At 59.1% G+C, this 23,269-nt stretch carries 12 protein-coding genes and 1 pseudogene; 6 read left to right on the top strand and 7 right to left on the bottom strand.

What is annotated here, in order from left to right; genetic code table 11:
• Window positions 1–26 precede the first annotated feature (26 nt).
• Together CFE35_RS15410 and CFE35_RS15405 are read right to left on the bottom strand one after the other, a co-directional pair.
• Window positions 27–4,247: a strawberry notch family protein gene (locus tag CFE35_RS15410; RefSeq protein ID WP_292931820.1), complete on the bottom strand. Its 4,221-nt coding sequence runs from the start codon at window positions 4,245–4,247 to the stop codon at window positions 27–29.
• A 582-nt stretch (window positions 4,248–4,829) separates the two neighbouring features.
• A complete protein-coding gene (locus CFE35_RS15405) occupies window positions 4,830–6,110 on the bottom strand; it encodes a TetR/AcrR family transcriptional regulator (RefSeq protein WP_292931818.1) in 1,281 nt (426 codons plus the stop codon).
• A gap of 258 nt (window positions 6,111–6,368) precedes the next feature.
• Between CFE35_RS15405 and CFE35_RS15400 the strand changes: the two genes are divergently transcribed.
• From CFE35_RS15400 to CFE35_RS15380, 5 genes and pseudogenes are all read left to right on the top strand, one after another.
• Window positions 6,369–8,678 (top strand): TonB-dependent receptor, encoded by a 2,310-nt coding sequence (locus tag CFE35_RS15400; protein WP_292931816.1) that lies wholly within the window; start codon window positions 6,369–6,371, stop codon window positions 8,676–8,678.
• A 38-nt stretch (window positions 8,679–8,716) separates the two neighbouring features.
• Window positions 8,717–10,045, top strand: a complete 1,329-nt coding sequence (locus CFE35_RS15395) for a serine hydrolase domain-containing protein (protein WP_292931814.1) — start codon at window positions 8,717–8,719, stop codon at window positions 10,043–10,045.
• 11 nt (window positions 10,046–10,056) lie between these two features.
• On the top strand, window positions 10,057–11,373 hold the full coding sequence (locus tag CFE35_RS15390; protein WP_292931812.1) for a DUF1254 domain-containing protein: 1,317 nt from the start codon (window positions 10,057–10,059) through the stop codon (window positions 11,371–11,373).
• A 13-nt stretch (window positions 11,374–11,386) separates the two neighbouring features.
• Window positions 11,387–12,445 carry an alpha/beta hydrolase gene (locus CFE35_RS15385; RefSeq protein WP_292931810.1) on the top strand — a complete coding sequence of 353 codons (1,059 nt, stop codon included), beginning with the start codon at window positions 11,387–11,389 and terminating at the stop codon, window positions 12,443–12,445.
• A gap of 587 nt (window positions 12,446–13,032) precedes the next feature.
• Window positions 13,033–13,405: pseudogene (locus tag CFE35_RS15380) on the top strand (transposase); the annotation flags it as partial.
• A gap of 183 nt (window positions 13,406–13,588) precedes the next feature.
• On the opposite strand, the gene CFE35_RS15375 reads toward CFE35_RS15380, so the two are convergent.
• From CFE35_RS15375 to CFE35_RS15360, 4 genes are all read right to left on the bottom strand, one after another.
• Entirely contained in the window at window positions 13,589–14,392 is an 804-nt protein-coding gene (locus CFE35_RS15375) for a pirin family protein (RefSeq protein ID WP_292931808.1), read from the bottom strand.
• 117 nt (window positions 14,393–14,509) lie between these two features.
• A complete protein-coding gene (locus tag CFE35_RS15370) occupies window positions 14,510–15,439 on the bottom strand; it encodes a 3-keto-5-aminohexanoate cleavage protein (protein ID WP_292931806.1) in 930 nt (309 codons plus the stop codon).
• Window positions 15,440–15,590: 151 nt separating this feature from the next.
• Complete coding sequence (locus CFE35_RS15365) at window positions 15,591–17,750, bottom strand: TonB-dependent receptor (protein ID WP_292931804.1); 2,160 nt, start codon at window positions 17,748–17,750, stop codon at window positions 15,591–15,593.
• A gap of 253 nt (window positions 17,751–18,003) precedes the next feature.
• Window positions 18,004–18,768 (bottom strand): SDR family oxidoreductase, encoded by a 765-nt coding sequence (locus CFE35_RS15360; protein ID WP_292931802.1) that lies wholly within the window; start codon window positions 18,766–18,768, stop codon window positions 18,004–18,006.
• 232 nt (window positions 18,769–19,000) lie between these two features.
• Between CFE35_RS15360 and CFE35_RS15355 the strand changes: the two genes are divergently transcribed.
• Window positions 19,001–19,753, top strand: a complete 753-nt coding sequence (locus tag CFE35_RS15355) for an SDR family oxidoreductase (protein WP_292931800.1) — start codon at window positions 19,001–19,003, stop codon at window positions 19,751–19,753.
• 64 nt (window positions 19,754–19,817) lie between these two features.
• On the opposite strand, the gene CFE35_RS15350 is transcribed toward CFE35_RS15355, so the two are convergent.
• Window positions 19,818–23,255, bottom strand: coding sequence for an indolepyruvate ferredoxin oxidoreductase family protein (locus tag CFE35_RS15350; RefSeq protein ID WP_292931798.1), 3,438 nt, complete (start codon window positions 23,253–23,255; stop codon window positions 19,818–19,820).
• Window positions 23,256–23,269: the final 14 nt, after the last annotated feature.

Below are 23,269 nucleotides of genomic sequence, written 5' to 3'. Positions count from 1 at the left end.
CAGCCACCGACCTTTTTGATCCCATACTAAGCCGCCAGCGTCTCCACGATCTTTCGAGCATGGTTCACCGGCACGAACAGCCGGGTCTGATAGGCGATGATCTCGGTGAAGCAGCCCTTGGCCTTCCACGATGGCAGAGCGCGTGGATCAAAGCCGACAACTTCAAGCCGCTGCTCACCATTTACACGGGAACGCTTAAGGCTGGTGCCGGACAAAGCGTCGATAGGCACCACTTTGCCGGCCATCGCCGCCTCCACCAGTTGGTCGGGTGAGAGCGCAATCCGATCGCCGATCCCCAGCTTGTCGAGCAGCATGTTGACCGCTTCGGCGGGCACAATGCGTCCCAGCAAAGACCGGCCATCCTGGGTGACGAGGCGGCGGACTTGCGCCTCGTCGCCCAGCAAGTTCCAGATCGGCAGCAGGCGGCCGGTCGCGAGGTAGAAGCGCTCGGTATAGGGTTTGGCCGCCAGATCGTCAGCCTCAGCCTGCCAGGCCTGCTCGAAACCCTCCCGCTCGCAATCATCCCAATGGCTTTCGGCAAGTTCGTCGGCGGTGAGCCAGCTTCGCCCACCAGGCCGATGCAGCGTAAAACTGGCCACCGGCGTGCCATCGTCCATCAGGCGCGTGCGATCGGGCATCAACAGCGCCACGCGCGAGGAACGGCCATTGCGCAGTAGCCGAGACTTGGGGCCGATGCGCTTCACGATCTCAGCGAGCGGGGTGAATTTAGGCGCCCACTGCGCTTCGAGGGTCAGAAGCTGAGTCAAGGCGCCATTGGCATCCTCGCGCAGGGTGCGCTCCTCGATGATGGTCAGCTTGTCGGCCACCAGCGTCTCGACACCGGCATCGAAGGTGCCAGCCTTGCGCGCCGCATCGATCCGCGCTTCGACCAGCCCGAGGAATTCATCGAAGACGGCGTTCTGCAGGGCGATGGGCAGCGCCAGAATGCGGTTGAGCCAACGCTGAATTGGCGGGAGGTTGTCGGTGAGGCAGCCCTCGTGCTCAAGCTGCAGGCCGGTGCGCTCGCAGAAGTCGCCAAAGCCGATGCTGGTGAGCTTGCCTTGGTGCAGCAGGTAATACCAGCGCGTCAGGGCCTCGCGGGCGTAATCGCTCTCGAGGTTGTCGGCAGGATCGAACAGGTTCTGCCCACCCGTCTGCCGCTGGCCGCGTGTCAGCGCGCCAAGCGCATCGAGCCGGCGGGCGATGGTAGAAATGAAGCGCCGCTCGCCGCGGCAATCGGTGGTGACGGGACGAAACACCGGTGCCGACGCCTGATGCGTTCGGTTGGTCCGGCCAAGCCCTTGGATGGCACGGTCCGCGCGCCAACCCGGTTCCAGCAGGAAGTGCATCCGGCGCTGCTGGTTCTTGGCATCGAGGCTGGCGTGGTAGGAACGCCCCGTGCCACCGGCATCCGAGAACACCAGGATGCGCTTGGCACCGCCCATGAAGGCATTGGCATCGGCAAGCGACTGGTTGGCGGTGCGCGATTCAAGGCGCTGGCTGCCGTCAGGCAAGGTCACAAGGCGGCGCGTCCGGCCAGTGATTTCGGCCACCGCCTCGGTGCCGAAGCGAGCGATGATCGAATCGAGCGCGGGGACGATCGGCGGCAGCGCGCCCAGCAGTTCCAGAGTTTCGGCCTTGATCCGCAGAGCCTCCTGCGAGTGGACCGGATTGCCCGCGTCATCGACCATCGGGCGCGAGCGTTCATTGCCATCCTCATCCCAATAGCTTTCCATGGCGCGGGTCGGGAAGGCATTGTCGAGGTAGTCCGCCACGATCTCACGGGGCGAGAGGTCGAGTTGGATCTCGGCGCGGTCCTCGGCTGAGAGATCGGCGAGGCGCCGGTCCAGCAAGGCCTCCGCTGTCGAAACCAATTGGATTACGACGCTGTGGTCGGTGGCCAGCGCATCCTCGATGGCGGGAAACAGCGAGGGCAGTTTCATCGACAACAGAAGCTGGCCGAAGAAGCGTTGCTTCGAGCTTTCGAAGCGTGAACGCGCCGCCGACAGGGCCTGCCCGTTAAGGGTCTTGCCCTCCAAGGGGTCAACCACGCCCGATGCACCGAGGGCGGCCTCAAGGTTGCGATGGATGATCGCCCAGGCATCGGCATAGGCGTCGAAATCCGCGATCTGGCGCGGGGTTAGCGCATGTTCGAGGATGTCATATTCGACGCCAGCGTAGGACAATGCCCGTGCCGTATAGACGCCCATCGCCTTCAATTCGCGGGCGACCAGCTCCATTGCCGCGATGCCACCCTCGCGGATACGGGCGATGAAGGAGGTGCGGTCCGGAAAGGCCGTGCCTTCACCCCACAGCCCAAGCCGCGTGGCATAAGCCAGATTGTTCACGTCCGAAGCGCCAGTGGCCGACGCATAGATCACCCGGGCGCGCGGAAGGCGGTTCTGCAATTCAACACCGACGATGCCCTGCTGCGAGCCTTTGGTGGCGCCGAACCGGCCTTCGCCACCGGCGACACCGCCCATCGCGTGCGCCTCGTCGAACAGGATCACACCATCGAAATCTGGCGTCAGCCATTCCAGCAATTGCTGGAGGCGGGTTTTGTCGCCGGTGCCGCTGCGCAAGGTGGAATAGGAAGCAAAGAGGATACCATCGGCCTGACGAATTTTTGCCTCGGGCTTGATCTTGGATAGCGGCTGTATGTCGAGCGCGATCCCGCCAAGTGCTTGCCAATCACGACGAGCATCCTCAACCAGGGCATTGCTCTCGCTGACCCAGAGGTGCCGACGGTTGCCGCGCAGCCATTGATCCATCAGGATCGAGGCGAGCTGACGGCCTTTGCCAGCTCCGGTGCCATCGCCGAGGAAGAAACCGCGCCGATAGCTGGCCCCATCAGCATCGGGCACCAGTTCGAGGCCGCGTTCTGGCACGCGATAGCGGCCCGGAAGATCGGATGAGGTCGCATCGAGCGCATGGACCAGTGTTTCCAACTGGGCGCGGCTCAGCACCCGGTCGCGGATTACCTTGGCTGGCAGTTGGGGCACGTAACTGGGCGGCGGCAATGCGACAGAAGCCATCGCCGATGATTCCACCAACGGCGTCGGGTGATCGACGGCATCGGCGAAGATAAGCCTTTGCGGTCGATAGGCGACATAAACGCCGACCGCCTGTTCAGCATCGGCAATGGTGTCGCGCAAGCTGTAGTCCAGCGGCGTAGCGTCATTGGCCCCTGAAGCTGGCGACATTGGCCTTGTCGATATTGGACGCGTTGCCGCGAAACCGCCCAGCAGCACACTGGATTTTGGAACCGCATTGGCCTTGGACGAGGGGATAGTCTGTCGTTCCTCCCCAAAGGCAAGGCGCGGCGGGACCTTTGCGAGGAACGGCAACAGGTCCGCCACATTGGCGCGATTGATCACGGTGGTGGAAATCGCGCCCGGTCGCTTATCGATAACCAGCATTCGGATTGGAATCGAAGTCCCGTGGCGGGCGAAGGCCTTCTCAAGCCGGGCGTTGAACACCACGCTTGCCCTCTGGAGCACCCGCTTGAACACATCCGATTGGCGACCTTGGGACTGGAAGCCATCCGGCATGATGGCGACGAGGCGACCGCCCGGCCGCAGGGCACCGAGCGCCGCGGCCAAATGGCGTGCAGCAGCAACAGCGTCCTCCTGTCCGGCCGCATTGCGGGCGAAAGGCGGGTTCATCAGCACCACACTTGGACGCACTTCCAGATGGGCGCCGATGCGGGTCCCGTCGAAGCCGGTCACGGTAGCTTTCGGAAATAGATACCGCAGGATCGACTGGCGCAGGGGATCGATTTCGTTGAGGTGGACGCCGGTGGTCAGCTGGGCCCAGATCGCAAGCATGCCGGTCCCAGCGCTGGGTTCCAGAACATGATCATCGGGCTGCAAAGCCGCAAATTGCGCCACCAACCATGCCAGCCCTAGCGGGGTCGAGAAATGCTGATGGCTGATCTGCTCTTCGCTGCGGACCGTCTGGGTCGGCAATCGGGCTTCCAGCGCCGCCAGAGTGTCCAGCGCCTCAACTGGATTTCGCGGCAGTTCCAATTGTGGCAGAGCCAGCATCACCGCCGATTCCACCATCTGGAAACTGTCTCGCTGCGACCAGACCCCCTCGGACGATGTGGTGCCGAAGGCGTCTGCCATCACCGCATTCATCATGCGCCGAGTGATCTTTTCGCCCTCCTTCAATGCTGGGACCAGCATCTGGGCAGCGGCAACAAGCTGATCAGCACCAGGCAAGGCATCAGAGCTTCGGGTGGTCATGGGCGCGGTCCTTTCGAGTCAGGTCAACTTCGAAAGCACTGCTCCCCCTCTCACTCTTTCACCTGTGCACAGGTGGACCTTTGCACATCTGAGATTGTTCACGCTCAGGCGGGACGCGACCGTCCGCAAGATCGGTCAAGCTTGCTACCGTCGTGACGGAAAGCGGCGGCTAGTGCGTCGCGTTATTCGAACATACTCATCCCAGCGTTTGATCACGCGCCTCATCGAAGCAACAGACCATCTGCTCGAGCTGAATGCCGATGCTTATTCAAAATGCTGGGTCTCTAATCCGCGGGAATGTCAGTCATTCAAGTTCACGGCGACCGCCATCTGGCTTTGACTTAGCATTCCATAGTCAGTGCAAGATTCAGTCGAGCAGGAATGCGCAAACCGGCAGTTCGCCTCCACTGTTCGGGATTTCGGGTGCCAGCCTTTTCAAGAGGCACCGCAGCGAAGTTGAACCAGAGGCGTTTGTTTCTGGCGCCCTTCAAGGAAGCATCGGTCGAGTTCGGTTCGCCGCCGGTGCGGTCCCTTCAGGATCAAGTGCGGCAAATGCAATTCAGCAAGTTTGGCCATTGGGCTCTAATCGAGCGGAGACAAGCCAAGGCGCAGCAAATCGATAACCTCCGTGACGATATGCACCCGGTTTTCAGTCTCAATGGTCATCAGTCCCTTGGCCAGCCAGTTGATCGAACCGACATGGATCGATCCCATCACGTCCGCGTCAAGTGCGCGCAGATGGCCAGTGGCTTCGAGGGCGGCATGCGTTTGCTGCCAACGGGCCCCAACGCACCGCACGAATTCCTCATATGCGGCCCGCTCGTTTTCCTGAAGATCCGGAAGTCCGACAGCAAGTCTAAGAGGTTCCAGTTGCGGATCAGACACCGCAAGCGCCGAACTTCGCAAATGATTGACATGGGCGTCGAAGGGATCGTCGCCCATCGAGAGCCGTTTGGCATATTGATCGAACAGGAAGTTGGTGATCTCTCGGGAGCGCGCATGGCAGGCCGAGAGGATCTCCTGCTTGTCGCCGACATGATGGTAAAGTGTACGCTTGGTCGCATGCAGTTCGGCGGCGATATCGTCGAGCGTGGTAGAACTCACTCCGCGACGGTTGAACATGCGTGAGGCCGTGGTCAGGATTTCCGTTCGCTTTGCCCGTGCCAGACCCTCCCGATCGAAGGCACTGTCCGGGAGATCATTCAACGGGGCAAGGTCGATCAGGTCGAGCGGCACCGCGCGTGCACGATCGCCGGCCCAACCATTGACGACGAGATCGATCGCGACCTCGACCAGACGTTCCATGTCCAAATGGACATCGACCAACGGAGACAGATTTCCGGTGATGCCTTCCCAACCTTTGATCATGCACAATTGCTGGACAATACTGACGATACCATGGGCAGCAATCCGGGCATCGCATCGGCGCAATTCCCTGCGCGCTGTGCCGGCCGTTATCAGAGCCGCAAGGGCCCCCACTGCATCCTCATAGCGCGCAAGAACCTCGCTTTGCTGATCAGGTGCCAGCATGCCGACTTCATTGAGCGCAATGACATCGGTCTGCGGCCGCGATGTTACTTCGGCGATGAATGCCGCAATCTGGCCCGGTACCGGCACTGGCAAGCGTGCCGAAGCTTCGGCAGTCTTGACCAGGATGTCGCACGATCGCTTGTAGACCTGGTAGACAAGGTCCTCCTTGGACTTCGCATAATAGTAGATCGCTGACCGGGTAATGCCGATGCAAGTCGCGATTTCGGGCAGGGTCGCGTTGCCCACACCATAGTTCGCGAGCTGAAACGCGGCCGAATCGAGAATCGACTCGTGGCGGCTGCGCTTGGGTTCGGTTTGTGGCTGGATCGGCAACTTCGGCTACTTCCAACTGCGAGGTTGATGTCGTGCCCGTCATTCGACGCAAAACGGCAGGCGGGAACTGGTTTGTCAAAAACGCTAGGGCAAGCGTGGTTGCTCTTCAATTCCAAACTCGATCAATTTCGAAGGCTTCGCACTTCGGAGCCGTCTGACACTCATATGTCAAATTGCTCTTGAGGCGTCACCTCGATGGTGTATTACGATACTCATGTGTCAAATCCGACCAACGAGTCGGACCCAGGGGGAGGGGATATGAAGCGACTTCGCAAGGCCACATTCGGTTCTGTTTCGACGATCGCGGTGCTGTTCGGCATGGCCGGTCCGGCGTACGCCGAGGCGCCCGCTGCGGAAGCGGCAACCAGCCAGGATATCGTTGTCACCGCGCGCCACCGTGACGAACGCGCGCAGGACATTCCCGTAGCCCTGTCGGTAGTCGGTGCAGATCTCTTAACCAAGACCAATACAACCAGCGTGGCTGACCTTTCCAAGCTTGCCCCGAGCCTGAGCTTCCAGGCCTATAACCCGCGCAACACCAACCTCAACATTCGCGGGCTCGGCAACAACATCGCCATCGCCAGCGATGGGCTCGATCCCGGCGTCGGCTTCTACATCGACCAAGTCTACTACAACCGGCCCGGAACAAGTGCGTTCGATCTGATCGACATCGAACGGATCGAGGTCCTTCGCGGACCACAAGGCACGCTTTACGGCAAGAACACCACTGCTGGCGCGATCAGCGTCACCACCGCCAAGCCCAAATTCACGCCTGAAGCAAATGCCGAGTTGAGCGCCGGCAATCTTGGCTTCCTGCAAGGCAAGGCCGCGATCAACATTCCGCTGGTCGACAACCTCCTCGCTGTCCGCTTGTCCGGCTCGGTGACAACGCGCGAGGGCAACCTGACCAATCAGTTCACCGGCACGAAGCAGAACAACCGCAACAGCTATCTGGTGCGCGGGCAGATCCTTCTTACCCCGAGCTCGACCGTCTCGGTCAGGCTGATCGGTGATTATTCGAAGCAGAACCAGGACTGCTGCGCGCAGGTCCTGGCGGGCATCGTGGCCCCTGCCAACGGCAAGAACTTCCGGACCATCGCAGGTCTTTTCGGCTATACCCCGGTCATCGACCCGTTCGCGCGTATGACCGTCAACGACCGGCCGATTTCGATCAGCAATGAAAGCGGCGGCGCTTCGGCGCAGATTGATGTCGATCTGATCGGAGCCACGCTAACCTCGGTTTCGGCCTGGCGGTTCTGGAACTGGTCGCCCGTTAACGATCTTGATTTCACACCGCTAAGTACTTTTGCCGCGGCCGACAACGTCGACCGGCAAAATCAGTACAGCCAGGAGCTGCGGATATCTTCGTCCGGAAGCCACAAGCTCGACTATGCCGCCGGCTTGTTCTTCTACGACGAGACCATCGATCAGCAATTGACGGTCAGCTATGGCCCCGCTGCAACCCCACTGCTGGTCAGCCAGGCTCTGCCCGGGCTGGTCCTCAACGGTGTCACGAAAGTTGACAACAACCGCTACCGCACCACCAGCCTTGCCGCATACGGCCAGGCGACTTTTCACCTGACCGATGCGCTGAGCCTGACTGGCGGCCTGCGCTATTCGCACGATGACAAGCGCGGCCATTATTCGAGTGTCGCGTCAGGTGGCCTGCCGCTGGCCGGACCACTCGCGGCCTTTGCGCCGCTCAGGGCGGCTTTTGCATCGAGCGGGACGTTCGATGTGCAGAGCAAGACCGGCAAGGTGTCGGGGTCGGCAAACCTCTCGTATCGTTTCGGCAAGGATGTCCTGATCTACGCGGGCTATTCGCGCGGTAACCGTTCGGGGGGTCTCAATCTTACCCAGCTTGCCAGCGGCATCAGCCCGGTTGTTGCGCCCGAATCCATCGATGCCTACGAAATCGGGTTCAAGAGCACACTGTTCGACAACCACCTCATTTTCAATGTCGCTGGCTTCCTCGAGAATGACCGCAACTATCAGGCAACCGTGGCAGATCCTACACGCCTGTCGGTTAGCTACCTTGCCAATGTTCCCAAGGTGCGGTCGAAAGGCGTCGAAATCGACACACGGGGAACGCTGTCGGACAATATTTCGTTTTACGGCGCCCTTGCTTACACCGATGCGAAGTTCGTTGACTACCCCGCTGGCCCTTGCCCGCTCGAACTGACCAATCAGAACACCTGCAACCTTGCCGGCTATCGGGTTGCTGGCATACCAAAATGGAGCGCGTCGTTCGGTGGCGAGTTGAAGCAGCCGGTCACGGTGTTTCGAGCGCCGTCCGAGGCCTACCTCGGTTTCGACTACAGCTACCGGTCGAGTGTGAACAACGGCGGCTTGTCGGCGGCTACCCTGCTCAGCCCGCTGCACCTCGTCAACGCCCGGCTGGGTGCCCGGGCCCTTAACCGCCGAATGGACGTATCGGTCTGGGTTAAGAACCTGTTCGACAAGCGATACCTCTCGGACATTGCGGTCGGCGTCGGCAACACTGGCCTCCTGACGGGCCAGCTTGGCGACCAGCGCACCTTCGGAGCGACGTTGCGGTTCCACTTCTGATGCGCAGGGAGAATGCAGCCATGATACCAGTCAAACCAATGCTGCTCCTGTCGGCCCTGCTTGCAGCAACCGCCCCGTTGACGGCCAACGGAGAAACGCGCGATCCAGGACCGGCCGCGCCTGTCGCGGCCCCCGAACGCATCGGCTTCGATCGTGCAGCCCTGCACGAACTCGATCGAGGGCTCTCGCAAGCGGTCGTCAAGGGCGAAGTGCCTGGGTTGACCTACCTGCTGGTACGCCACGGCAAGGTCGTGGCCTTCAACTCGTTCGGGCAGGCTTCGCCCGCCCGCAACATCGCCCAGACCAACGAGACGATCTTCCGCATCTTCTCGATGACCAAGCCCATCACTGGCGCGGCCATGATGGTCCTTTACGAAGAGGGTAAGTGGAAGCTGAACGACCCGATCAGCAAGTTCCTTCCCGAATTTGCAAACTTGCGCGTTTTGACTGGTGTCGATGCGGCGGGCCATCCGATCACTGAGCCGGCCAAGAGACCGCCGACCATGCGCGAACTGATGAGCCACACTGCCGGGTTCGGCTACGGACTGCTGCCAGGCGGCCCTGTCGATGACATGTTCCGTGCCAAAGATGTCACGGGATCGAAGAACCTGGCTGACGTGGCCGCGAAGGTGGCCAGCATCCCGCTGAAATTCCAGCCCGGCGAAGGCTGGTCCTACTCGATCGGGGTCGATCTGCAGGCGCGGATCGTAGAAGTGATCACCGGCAAGGCGTTCGGCGCATTCCTGCAGGAGCGCATCCTGGGGCCGCTGAAAATGACGGACACGGCCTTCTATGTTCATCCAGATAAAGTCGCGCGCTTCGCGGACTTCTTTGCGCTCGATCCCCGGTCGGGCAAGGTAGTACCGATACCACCCGGTTTCGCCCCTCAACTGAGCAATTTCACGGATCCTGACCGCCTGGAATCCGGCGGTGCAGGGCTCGTTTCAACCGCAGGCGATTATCGCCGGTTTTGCCAGATGATCCTCAATGGCGGCCAGCTGGATGGCGTGCGAATCCTGCAGCCCCGGACAATCTCGCTGATGGGGCAGAATGTCGTCCGGCCCGGCGTGAAGTTCGACAACGGGCTGGTCGCGACCATGGGAACTTCGGCGTTCCATTTCGGTGAGGGCGTCGGCTTCGGGCTCGACTTCCTGGTGATCACCGACCCGACCGCCGCGAAAGTCCCGGTGGGCAAGGGGACCATCAGCTGGGGTGGAGCGGCCGGAACCTGGTTCTGGATCGATCCGAAAAACGACTTGTTCTTCATCGGCATGATCCAGCGATGGCGCGGATCGAGCGGGATGGAAGACCTGCCGGACTTGTCGCAGCGGCTGGTTTATCAGGCGCTGAAGCAGCCCGAAAAATAGGAGTGGGGACCATGGACCGACGCGATTTTCTGGCGGCAACGGCGGCGACACTGCTGCTTCCCGCGGCGCGCGCGCTTGCTGCGACAGGTGACTTGAAAGGCGCCGCGCGCGAGGCCTGGCTCTATGCCTTGCCACTGATCGAAATGGCGAATACCCGCCAGGCGCAGTTTGCGGATCGAGCGGCCAACAAGATCAGCCATGTCCGCACCCTGGCCGATCCCTCGAAGCGACAGGTCACTGCGCCCAACAACGATACGCTCTATTCCAGCGCCTGGTTCGACCTGACGCAGGGTCCGGTGACGTTGAACGTGCCCGATGCCGGTAACCGCTATTGCGCGGTGCAGTTGATGGACATGTACACCAACACCAATGCCTGCATCTCGAAGCGGACCTTCGATGCACAGATTGGGCCTTCGGGCGGCACATTTACCCTGATCGGGCCAGGGCAACCGGCCAGGGGGCCAAATCCGATCCACCTGGCGACGCCGCACGGCTGGCTGCTGGCGCGAATCCTGACCGACGGTGACGATGACCTGCCCGCAACCCATGCGCTACAGGACCGGCTCACGCTGACGGGGCCGGCGATCCCGATTCCCGGCGGCTTTGCCCGGCGCAGCGCGGCGGCAACCGACTATTTCGCCAGCGCCGCGCGGCTGCTGCGAAGCGATCCGCCACCGGCCGCCGACCATGCCGAACTGGCCCGGTTCGCGGTGCTTGGGCTGCAGCCAGGCAAGCCGTTCGAGCCCGGAAGGCTGTCCACCGCCACCATGGCGGAAATCGAGGCGGGGATCACCGAGGCACGGGGCCAGTTGGTCGCCCTGGCCAAGTCTGCGAGCTTTGTTGGCGGGTGGAGCTATCCCAAAGCCGACCTTGGCAATTTCGGACAGGACCACCTTTATCGTGCAATCGTCGCACTGGTTGGCCTCGCCGCCAACACGCCGGACGAAGCGATGTACCTGGCCCCGCAAGGTGACAATGGTCGACTGTTCACCGGCGATGGCCTCTATCGCATGCATCTGCCAGCGCCGCCGCCGGTCGATGCCTTTTGGTCACTCACCATGTACGAAGCAACCAGCGAAGGGCAGCTATACCTGACGGCCAATCCACTTGGCCGCTACTCGATCGGCAATCGCACCAAGGGCCTGACCTACGGCGCCGATGGCAGTCTCGACATCTGGATTTCGCGCACCGACCCCGTTGGTGACCGCAGTGCCAACTGGCTCCCCGCTCCAGCCAGCGGGCCGTTCAGCCTGAGCTTCCGGGCCTATTGGCCGAGGCCGGAATTCCGCGACGGGCGTTACCGCCTGCCACCAATTGAACGGCATTAATGGAGGAGCGGCCATGCCTGGGATAGTTCTCGGTCGTCGTGAGTTTGGCATCGGGATTACAGCATTTGGGGTCACTGCCGGGCTGCTGAGCAAGCCGGATTCAGCCGCTGCGCTTGGTGGGATGGCCGATGATCACTTTGCTCTGGTCGATCCCGAACTGATCGAGGCCGTGAAGGCTCTACCTGACTTTACCGTCACCGCGCAAAGCTTGCCATTGGTGCGCAAGCGTCCGCCCTTTCCAACCGCGCCCGCACCTGCACTACAGCCGCAGTTTCGCACCATCCCAGGGTCCAGGGGCGCTCCGGATGTCCGTGTCATGGTAATCGATGGCACCGACGGAAAGTCAGCCAGCCCGGCCTACCTTCACATGCACGGCGGCGGGTTCGTGGGCGGACGGGTCGATCAGTACCCGGCAGCCTACCAGGCGCTGGCTGCGGCCTGCGGCTGCCTAATCGTATCGGTCGACTACCGTCTCGCGCCTGAAGTTCGGTTTCCGGGCGCGCTGGAGGACAATTACGCGGCGCTGCGCTGGTTGCATGGCCATGCCGCAGAGCTGGGTATCGATCCGTCGCGAATCGCAATCGGTGGAGAGAGTGCTGGCGGTGGCCATGCCGCCATGCTTGCAATAGCCGCACGCGACCGAGGGGAGTTTCCGATCTCGTTTCAGATGCTGATCTATCCGATGCTTGATGATCGGACCGGGTCCACCCTCAGCGTTCCGCCGCATGTCGGCCGCTTCATCTGGAACACAGCATCCAATCGATTTGGTTGGGGCGCCTTGCTGGGGCAGTCGCCCGGACTGAACAAAGTACCGAATGGCTCGGTTCCTGCGCGGCTAGAGGATCTCGCCGGCCTGCCTCCTACATTCATCTCAGTTGGCGGGCTTGACCTGTTTGCTGGCGAAGACATTACCTATGCTTCGCGCCTTAATGCGGCCGGTGTGCCAGTTGAACTGCTGGTGGTTCCCGGCGCTTACCATGCCTTCGATGCTCTGGCCCCGACTGCTCGAGTGTCCAAGCAGTTCCGCGCGGCGTGCATCGCTGCGCTAAAACGTGGATTGGGCTTGGCGTGACGCCATTGTGGAAGGGGAAGACGAGGAAAATGCCGCACGCAGAATGCGTGATTCGTCTAACTGCGGTCGGGGCACTTGCATTAGCTTTTGGCCTTGCCATCAACGCTTTCCGAGGGAGGTTCCTAGTCCGGGCAGTGACGTAGAGAGCCAGGTGATCAGCAATACGTCCAGTCATTTAGCAGACCGGGTAACGGCCGATGCGTTGGTGCGTGGCAAGAGGGCGCTAGTTGCCTTGCTGCCCTCCCTCGGCCGGAGAGCAACCGATATCGACGACCTGGCAGCGCGAATTGTCGGTGCAGGCCATCTTTCCGCCGCGATCAATCCGCGCGGAATCAGAAAGAGCAAGGTGCCCCCGCCGCGCTCGCTGTCAGCTATGCCCGCGATGTCTTCGAATCCATCAAGGCGCTGCAGTCTGAGCAAGCAGGGGCACAGTTCAAGCCGGTCGTGCTGATCGGCCCTGCCTATGGTAGTCGGCTTGCCAGTGCTGTCCCCGAGGCGGACTCGAGCCTGATGCTGATCGATGCCGGGGGCGAGGTTGCCATGGAGACCTGCGTCGCTAAGGCGCGGCACGTTGTTTTCGGCCCCGCGCTTTCTCCCTCGGCGCCGCGAACCTGTACAAGGTCCAGTACGGTGCGCGCGGCAATGCCGAGAACCTGGCCAAGTTGCACAGGTGCCAGCTTTCCAGCAATTGCACCTATTGCCGGTCAGCCAATCGCAATCAAATCCGCCTGATCCTTCACACCGCCGCTCACTGACTGATGTGGCGTGTGCAGCGAGTAATCCCAAGGGATACAGCGCCTTACCACCGTCCAGTTCGACACGGTGCGCCTGCGACTTCTCAGGGTCGCGGCACGCGTCATAGAATCTAGCTTGCGTATGCGGGTCGCCTTCGCTTCCGCCTTTCCCGATGCTGATCTGTTCCCCAGCACCGCCAACGCGCTCAAGTCCACGCCAATATAGTGGATGCAGCAGCGCCGCAGAAAGTACGAACCCTGTCCGTCATACCTGCAAGCCTCGCGATCCGCTGCGAAGAAATAAGACACAACTGCGGCGCTCAGCCTGCTTGGAGCTTGGTCCCTGCCGAAAGCCGGGTCGAACCCGCCAACGCACCCTCTCGAATAAGTGAGGCGAAAAATCAAAAGTTCATAGATGGATAGAAGCGCCAATTTCAGCGATGCGCGCTTCGCCCAAAGCCAAATTTTCAGCGGACGAATGCACCGAGTAATTGCCAAGCGACAGCGATTGGGACAACCGGGTCGCCGATGCGACCAGAAACGTGCATGGCCCCTCTGCGTGAAAATGTAATGCCCCGTTGCCATCTGCGAACACAGCTAATTCCCGTTCAAGCGAGACGCCATTTGCGCAAAGCGTACCTGACTGAACAAATACCCACGCGATGTCGTGCTTATGGTGAGGTTGATATATCCAGCGTTCACCCGTTGGGAGCTCCACCCATAAATAGCACAAGGCGAATGGCGCGCTGATTTTGCTGCGCATCCCGCTATATTCGCCCAGCAAGACGGTAACCGGTCCGGACCGGGGAACATCATCAGGCAGCAGAAACTGGGTGCAAGGCTCAGCCAATTCATGCGACGGCGGCAAGGCAAACCAAGTTTGGAACGCCAACAACCGAGTCCCGTTTAGTGCCTGCGCCTTGTGCCATATGCCACTGCCCGCCATCACCCATTCAATTCCACCTTTGGTCACCTGGTCTACCTGCCCATTGGACGCCGTGTGTTCAAAATCAAACGTCAGCGGGAAAGTCAGCGTGGCTATGCCGGAATGGGGATGATAGCCGAATTGCGGCGCGTTCCCTGCTGATTCAACATAATCCAGGAAGATAAACGGCTTAAGTATTTGACCAAGATCACCCGGACTCATTAGTCGGGTGATCGGTCCATGGCGGGTGCCAAAAGTGCGCTGAATGACCACTCTTTCAACGCTCAAAACGAGATCCTTTCCAAGCCACAAGGACGCCCACACCACCAAAGCCAATACCGAATTAGCGATCGCAACGACTGAGGACCTGCATGGTACATACAAAGCGGCTCCGGGCCCTACCGCTCAAAATGCGACGTTATCGCCGCCTTTCAGCATAAGAATTTCCCTGGCTTCATCGGCGGTCGCAACTTCCAACCCCAACCCCTCGATAATTTGCCTGACACGGACGACCTGCTCAGCGTTCGAAATCGCCAGCCGCCCCTTCGCGAGCCAGAGCGAATCTTCAAGCCCGATCCGTACATGGCCTCCCATGGCCGCCGCCATTGCCGCCACTCGCATTTGCGCTTGCCCTGCCGCCAGAACCGACCAACGATAGTTGTTGCCGAAAAGCCGATCAGCCGTCCGCTTCATATGAATTACTTCATCAGGATGTGATCCAATACCGCCTAAGAGACCAAAACACGTCTGGATGAAAAGCGGAGCTTTAACTATCCCTTCTTTCCAGAAATAATGTAAATTGTGCAGATGAGACGTGTCATAACATTCGAATTCATAACGTGTTCCCGATGATTTTAATTCATCAAAAATATATTGAATGTCCTTGTAGCTATTGCGGAAAACGAGATCGCGAGAACCTTCAAGCATTTCGTGTTCCCACGAAAACTTGAATTCGCTGTAACGCTTAAGCATCGGAAACAGCCCAAAATTCATCGAGCCCATGTTGAGACTAGCCACCTCTGGCTGCCAAGTTGCTGCGGGGCGCACGCGTTCTTCGATCGTCATATGCGGCGCGCCACCTGTGGTGATATTGACCACAACATTCGACGCCTGCTTTATGCGGCGCAAAATGGGCTCAAAGGCCTCTGGCGATTGATCAGGCCGACCATCGTGCGGATCGCGTGCATGAAGATGGACAATAGCCGCGCCTGCTTCAGCCGCTTCAAGTGCAGAAAATGCGATCTCTGCAGCAGTGACAGGAAGGTGAGGTGACATTGAGGGCGTGTGGATCGAGCCAGTTACAGCGCAACTGATAATAATTTTGCCAGCGCTCACGGAAAATTCCTTCAAATACTATGCAAACTCGCCTGCTTATTATTTTAGCAGGCGAGCGCACCTCAACTCAGAGCCGTGACAAGGCCCCTTCCCACACTTCTATTTAAAACTGCCCCAACCCGGCGCCACTCCAATTCCGGAGTGCCCACGCTCAGAACTTAGCGCCAAGCGTAACTCCAAAGGTTCGACCTTCCGCGTAGTAGACGACATCAGCTACCGGAACCTGATTGAAAAGTTGGCTGGCATAGGCGACGTTGCCCAGATTGCGACCCCATACCATCAGGCTAAACTTGTCATTTGCAAACGACAGTTTGGCGGACCCGTTTACCAGTGAATAGGCCGGCTGCCGAGTACGGTTCTCGGGAGCGGCAAACCACTCACTCGAATGGAAATAGTCACCTGAAAGAAGCAGGTTCGTACTGCCAATCGGCACATTGTATTCGATCCCGAGATTGACCGTCCAATCAGGCGTATTCGGAAGCCGTTTACCTTTTGCGCTAATGTTGCCAACTTGCGCGATCCCTCCCGTTGCAAGGGCCGCTGTTTGTGCTACCTGGAAATCATCAAACCGGCCGTGCACATAAGCCACGCCTGCTGTGAGCGTCAAACCAGCAACAGGGACTGCCGCAACGTCAAAGTCGAAGCCATAGTTCTTGGCCGATTTTCCGTTGTAAATCGCGGGCAAGCCATTAACGTAGGTATTGAGCTGAATATCCTTGAAATCGTAGTAATAAGCCGCCCCATTTACGCGCAGATGCCGATCCAGGAATTCACTCTTCAATCCCGCCTCAAATGCATCGAGTACTTCAGGCCTGAAGTAGGAAGCTACTGCCACAGATGGCGCATCATAACCTCCGCTTTTAAAACCGCGATTATATGATGCATAGACCATGACATCTTGATTAAAGTGATGATCAACTGACGCCCGCCATGTCAACTTTGTGACTTTTTGACTATCGGCGGTCGGACCGAGCGGGGCGTTGAAAGCTGGCGAGAGCGAATGAAAAACTCCAACCCCCGCAAATGACTTCGTTTCTGTCGTGAGGCGAAGGCCGGCTGTGATTGAGGTGTCAGCGGTGATCTTGTAGGTTGCTTGACCAAAACCAGCGAAGGACTCCGTATTCTGGTGCGATGTCAGATCCTCGATAAAGCCAAGGGCAGGAGCGACCAACTGTCCGGGAGTATATCCGCTCTTCCGGTTGAAATAGTAAAGCCCTGCAACCCACCCGAATGGCCCCTTGGCCGTCGACAGTAGCTGAAGCTCCTGACTGAACATTCGATCAGGTACAGTACCGTTTGCGCTGAGGATAGGTGCCGGCAACGAATCTGAGTCGAAATTGAATTTCCAGTCGCCATGGCGATAAGCAGAAATACTCACCAATTTTACAGACGAAAATTCATGTGTTAAATTAAGACTTACACCATAGTCTTCACTGTCGGTCATTGGCTGAATATCTGAATTTACATCAAATTTTCCACCAGTGAATGTCGTGCCAAGCAAAGACACCTGATTTGGAACAGGTCGATATCCGGGAAAGCTACCCTTATTGCGACTATAGTCCGCTATGATTGTCGCCGTTGTCGCATCACCCAATTTAGCTTTCCATTTGGTGCGTGCTGAAAATGATTCAGATGTTCCGACATCTTTGCCATTGAACAGGTTCTTCCCAAACCCGTCTTGCTGGTTTTTGTAATTTATCGCGATATCGGCGGCAAGGGCGCTAGAAATACCACCCGCCAGATATGCGCTCCCGCTGACTGTATTATGGTTTCCATACCCAACCTTGGCATTTCCTTCAAACTGCTGCCCTGGATCACGGGTCGTTATCTGGATCAGACCACCCGTTGCATTGCGTCCAAAGAGCGTTCCCTGCGGACCTTTGAGAACAGCAACTTGCTGGATGTTGTTAAATGTCAGCACATTGCCGCCCGCTGCGGGATAATAAACCCCATCAACATAAGTGGCGACCGAGTTCTCATTGCCGCCATTTGAAATCTGCGTGCCAATACCGCGAATGCGCGGCGATCCACCAATACCGACGGAGGGGAAGACAAGACCAGGCGTCACCATGGCCAAGTCCGAGACGGTATCGACACCCTTTGACGTAAGCGAAGCAGCTGAGAGCGCCGTCACGGCGACAGGTACATCCTGCAATCGTTCCGTGCGCTTTTGCGCGGTCACGATGATTTCCCCTAGGCCGTCGTTCGCGCTCTTCGCAGCGACCTCGGTCGGTGCCTCCGCACGAGCGGGTTGGGCAATGCAAACAGCGAGAGCCAGCACGCCAACAGTAGCTTGCGACGATAAATTCATTTCAGGTCCTCCCGTTGGCCCCTGTCGGGCCTTGTACTGAAATGTTGTAGGAAGGGCCGCGCAGATGCGAAAATTCTTTATGATTATTTGAGCAATAGCGGTTGCTTATCCGCAGTCGCCACGACGCTGTGCCACTTGAAATTTCCTCGCTAAAATTCGGGACGTCCGACCGCGGCGAGCACTAACCACCGACCTCGATCATGGCCGGTCATGGCCGAATAAGCCTTGGCGGGCAGCGCCGCCCGCGAAGACCTCAATTTGCCAAGGCTCCGCCATCAACTGGTAAGGCAACACCGTTCACAAAAGATGCTTCGTTCGAAAGAAGCCACTTGGCCGCTTCGCCAATTTCAGACGGTTCAGCAAACCGCTGCATCAAGTGACGCATCCTCATTCGTTCGATTTGCTCGTTGAAATGGGGCTCTTTAATCAGTCGGTCGATCATCGGCGTTCGAACGATACCGGGCAGGATTGCGTTTACCCGTATGCCCTTCGCACCATAGTCGGCAGCGGCAGCGCGCGTTAAGCCGATGACGCCGTGCTTTGCAGCCACATATTCTGCCGCGTTGGACATTGCAACCTGACCGAGGCTCGAGGCAGTGTTGACGATCGCGCCACCGCTGCTCTCCAGCATCGCACGCACCTGGTATTTGATGCAGAGGAAAACCGCCGTGAGATCGATTTGCATGACGCCATTCCATTGTGACAGTGTCAGTCGATCCAACGGGACATTGTGCTGTTCCATACCGGCATTGTTGAAGGCCCCGTCCAAGCGACCATAGTGCGCTACGCTTTGATCGATGAGGCCTTGGATCGCGTCTTCCGACGATAGGTCGGCGGCGATAAAGATCGCCTCGCCGCCACGTGCGCAGATGGAATCGGTGACCCCCTTCGCGGCTACCTCGGCAATGTCGCTTATGACCAGACGCGCTCCGGCATCGGCAAGCACCTTGCACGTGGCGGCACCAATACCACCAGCGCCTCCCGTTATGAGGATCACCTTTCCGTCGAGAATTGGCATGTTGGCGTTCCCCACCTAAAATTGCTGTGTCAGCTTAGGGCTTCGCCCCCAATCGGGACAATTGATCCGAATTATGCGGGACATGAAAATACATTATTTGTGCGCGTCTGTGCATCACCAGTACGACGGCGCAGGCCGTTGTGTCTCGCCTATCGCTCTTCGCACAGGCGCCTTTGGCGGTGGCCAGCCATCTGGCCCATGCTGAATTTTATCGCACTTACAAGGAATTGACATGACAAAGGCATTGGCAGGCAAGGTTGCTTTGATCACCGGCGGCTCACGCGGGCTAGGCGCCGCCATCGCGGAAGCGTTGGCTGAAAAAGGCGCTGATGTCGCATTCAGCTACCTATCTTCGCCGGCAAAGGCTGCGGTTGTCGTCGAGAAGCTGGAGGCGAAGGGTGTGCGTGCGCTGGCAATCCAAAGCGATCAGGCCGATCTGACTGCTGCTACCCCTCTGGTCGAGCATGTGATTGCCCACTTTGGCAAGCTTGACATTCTGGTCAACAACGCTGCGATTGGCGTGCAAGGGCAACTGATTGATGACCCGGAACTCAACACCGCGGCACTTGACCGCATGTGGCACATCAATGTCCTTGGCACGGTCGCAGTAACGCGCGCAGCGGCGCAGAGGCTTACCGATGGAGGGCGCATAATCTTCATCGGCTCAATGGGTGCTACACGTGTGCCATATCCCGGTTACACCGACTATTCCGGCACGAAGGCTGCCCTGCTCGGCTATTCAAAAGGCGTTGGACGCGATTTAGGCCACCGCAATATTACGTCGAATGTCGTGCAACCCGGCATGATGCTAACCGATATGATGGCCGGTATCGTCAATCTGCCAGACTCGGTGCTGGATCTCCATGCAATCCGGCGTGCTGCGACGGTAGAGGAAGTAGCGGCCACAGTGACATTCCTGGCCGGGCCAGACGGCAGCTACATCACGGGGGCGGTTATCGACGTTAGCGGCGGTTTCCAGATCTGAAAATCGGCCCGAAGCGCCTGAGTTGGCTTAAAACTCAGGCGCTTCGGGCTCCAATGAATAGTGCCTAAACTGTCTCGGTCACCTTCGCCATATAGGTCTGCATCGCGTTCTCCTTGACCGGACCAAACCCCCGCACGGCATCAATCCGACCGAGGGTGGCCGTTGCATGTTCGATCGTTTCTGCCGTCAACTCAGCGGTGACTTGTGCGACCAGCGCCTCATAATGGGCCAGTAACCTGCGTTCCGCTCGGCGCTCCGCATGCCAGCCAAACAGATCGAAGGGCGTGCCGCGTAGCCACTTCATTTTCGCGAGCAAGCGCAGCACCGGCATCATCAACTGTGCTGGAAACTCGCGCTTGCGCGGGCGACCGTTGGGCGTGCGGCCTCCCAGGAATGGTGGCGCCAGATTAAACGACAGTACCGCGCCTTCCGAAAATTCATTGCGTATTTGCGCATGGAGCGCCGGATCGGTGAGAAGGCGCGCTACCTCATATTCATCCTTCACCGCGAGCAGTCTCGCATAATTTCGGGCAACCACTTTGGTCAGGGTGCTCGAGCCTGGCCGTACGGCAGCTTCAGCCTCAGCGACCCGGTCAATGAATTCGCGGTAGCGCTGAGCGAGAGCCTCGTCTTGATAGGAGCAAAGATGCGCTGACCAATGTGCGACAACTGCTTCGATCGAGTCCAATTCGGGTGATGATGCAATCGGCACTTTTTGCATCGCGGACACCCGACCAGGATCGTCGACGAATAGCCGACCAAGGCGGAACGCGGCCAGGTTGAGTGTTACCGCCACACGGTTAAGCCGGATCGCTGCCTCAATGGCGTGAGTGCTGACCGGCAACATCCCGCGTTGGTGCGCGATCCCCACCAACATAAGATTGGCAGCTATCGTGTCGCCCAGCAACTCTTTGGCGAGTGTGGTCGCCTCAACCGATGTTACTGCGTCCAATCCGATCTGCCTGGCAAGTTGCTCCAACAGCAGGTTGGGTTCGATCGTTGCATCACGGTCGAACTGAAAGGCGGCCGTTGGCGCGACATTTATGTTGGCGATGGCGCGGGTCCGCCCTTCTGCACAGCTGTTCGCAGCTTCGGGTGCAAGCGCAGCTACCAGATCAAAGGCAAGGAGTACGTCGGCCTCGCCGTGACCGAGACGCTGGGTGTGCAGCTCGGCCGGCTTGTCGGCGATCCGGATATGGCTGAATACCGCGCCGTTCTTTTGCGCCAGACCTGTCATGTCGAACAGCGAAGCCGCATAGCCGTCAATATGCGCCGCCATGCCGATCAGTGCGCCGACGGTGATGACCCCGGTGCCGCCAATGCCGGCAACCATCAAGTTGCAAGGCCCGGGCCTGATCGGTGCCGCTGGCAATTCCGCAAAGATGCTTTCATCAATTGCGACTGCCTCGGGCTTGCGTGGCTCGGCACCGCGCACGGTTATGAACGATGGGCAAAAGCCTTCATTGCACGAATAGTCTTTGTTGCAGCTCGACTGATCGATCATTCGCTTGGTACCGAAGGCAGTCGGCTTGGGCATGATGCTGACACAGGTCGATTGCACCGAACAGTCACCACAACCCTCGCAGACTTTATCTGCGATAAACATGCGCATCGCGGGGTCGGGGAAGCGCCCCTGCTTTCGCCGCCGCCGCTTCTCGGCTGCGCAGGTCTGCTCATAGATGAGCACCGAGCAGCCAGGAATTTCGCGCAGCTCGCGCTGTATGCGATCGAGCTCGTCGCGGTGACCGATGGTCACGCCGGGCGGGAACGACGGGTCGCTGCGATGATGGTCCGGGTTGTCGCTAAGGATGACAATGCGAGATACCCCCTCATGGCGGACCTGCTGAGCCATTTCCGAGACAGAAATCGGGCCATCGACCGGTTGGCCGCCGGTCATTGCGACCGCGTCATTGTAAAGGATCTTATAGGTAATGTTGACCCGTGCGGAGACCGCAGCGCGAATAGCCAGCAACCCCGAATGGTAATAGGTGCCGTCGCCCATATTCTGGAACATGTGCGGCGTGGTTGTGAATGGTGCGAGGCCAAGCCAATTCCCGCCCTCGCCGCCCATCTGCGCCGGTAGCAGCGCCTCTTCCGGACGGACGAAGTTGGCCATCGTGTGGCATCCGATCCCCGTCATTGAAAGACTGCCGTCGGGTATCCGCGTCGAACGATTGTGTGGGCAACCCGAGCAAAAGAATGGGCTGCGCTTTATCGCGTTGTTTGCAACGGCCGTGAGTTGTTTGCGCTGCGAAAGGCCGTCGCGCAATATGCCGAGTTCGACACAGAGAAGCCCCAGATGTTCAAGCCGATTGGCAATCGCAACCGCAATATCTGCAGGCTCGAGTTGAAGCGTGGACGACAGCAAGGTACGCCCCTCCTCGTCCACCTTACCGATCAGGCGCGGTGCTGCACGGTCATTGATGAGCGCCGATGCAGCCTGAGCCTCGAGAAAGCTTTTCTTTTCCTCAACGACAAGCAGCGTCGCGTGGCCGCGGGCGAATTCAGCCAAGCTTTCACCGTCAAGCGGCCAGATGCAACCGACTTTATACAGCGAGATGCCTATGGCCGATGCACTCACCGCATCCAGTCTCAACAGCGACAGTGCCTGCAGGACATCACCATAGCTTTTGCCCGCGCTGACAATCGCCAACTGTGGTGCTGTAGCGCGGAATATCGCGCGATCGATGCGGTTGGCACGGACGAAGGGGGCGATCAGCGGCAGTCGAAAGTCGTTGACGATCTGTTCGGTCTGAAGCGGATTAAAGGGCCGAACCGTGGCATGGAGGCCGCCAGTCGGCATGGCGGTGATCGCCGGCAGCACCGGCTTGAAGTTGTCGAGGTCAATATCGACCGTCGCTGTTTGCTCGACCACCTCGTTGACGCATTTCACGGCGACCCATGAGCCAGAATGGCGGGACAAAGCGAGTGCCATCAGACCATAATGGAGTATCTCGCCAACATTCGCGGGATAGAAGGACGGGATCGCACTCGCCGCAATTGCTTGTTCGCTCTGATACGCCACTGTTGACGACTTGCCGGCATGATCATCGCCATAGAACACCACGACCCCGCCTTTCGGGTGTGCGCCAGCATAGTTTCCATGTTTGAATGCGTCACCAGAGCGGTCCACGCCCGGACCCTTGCCATACCAGGCAGCAAAGACTCCATCGTGCTTGGCCCCCGGGATCTGATCGATCTGCTGGGTTCCCGCAATCGCGGTCGCTGCCAGGTCCTCGTTGACGCCCGGCTGGAACTTGATGTCGGCGGACCGAAGTCGATCTCCGATCGACCATAGCGTCGTATCCACATTGCCAAGAGGTGAGCCGCGATAGCCGCTGATATAGCCGGCACTATGGATGCCTTCAGCGCAATCGAGCTGCCGCTGGGCGAGCAACACACGGGCAAGCGCCTGGGTGCCGTTGAGCAATATCCGGCCCCGCGTTATATTCCATTTATCGTTGAGCGACACCACCCTTGGTGCCTGCGCTTGGCTGTCCATGCCCGTCTCCAAAG

The organism is Novosphingobium sp. PASSN1 (genome assembly GCF_002278815.1).
Note: the sequence above shows the minus strand (reverse complement) of the source record. Positions and strands in the feature narration are given on the sequence as shown.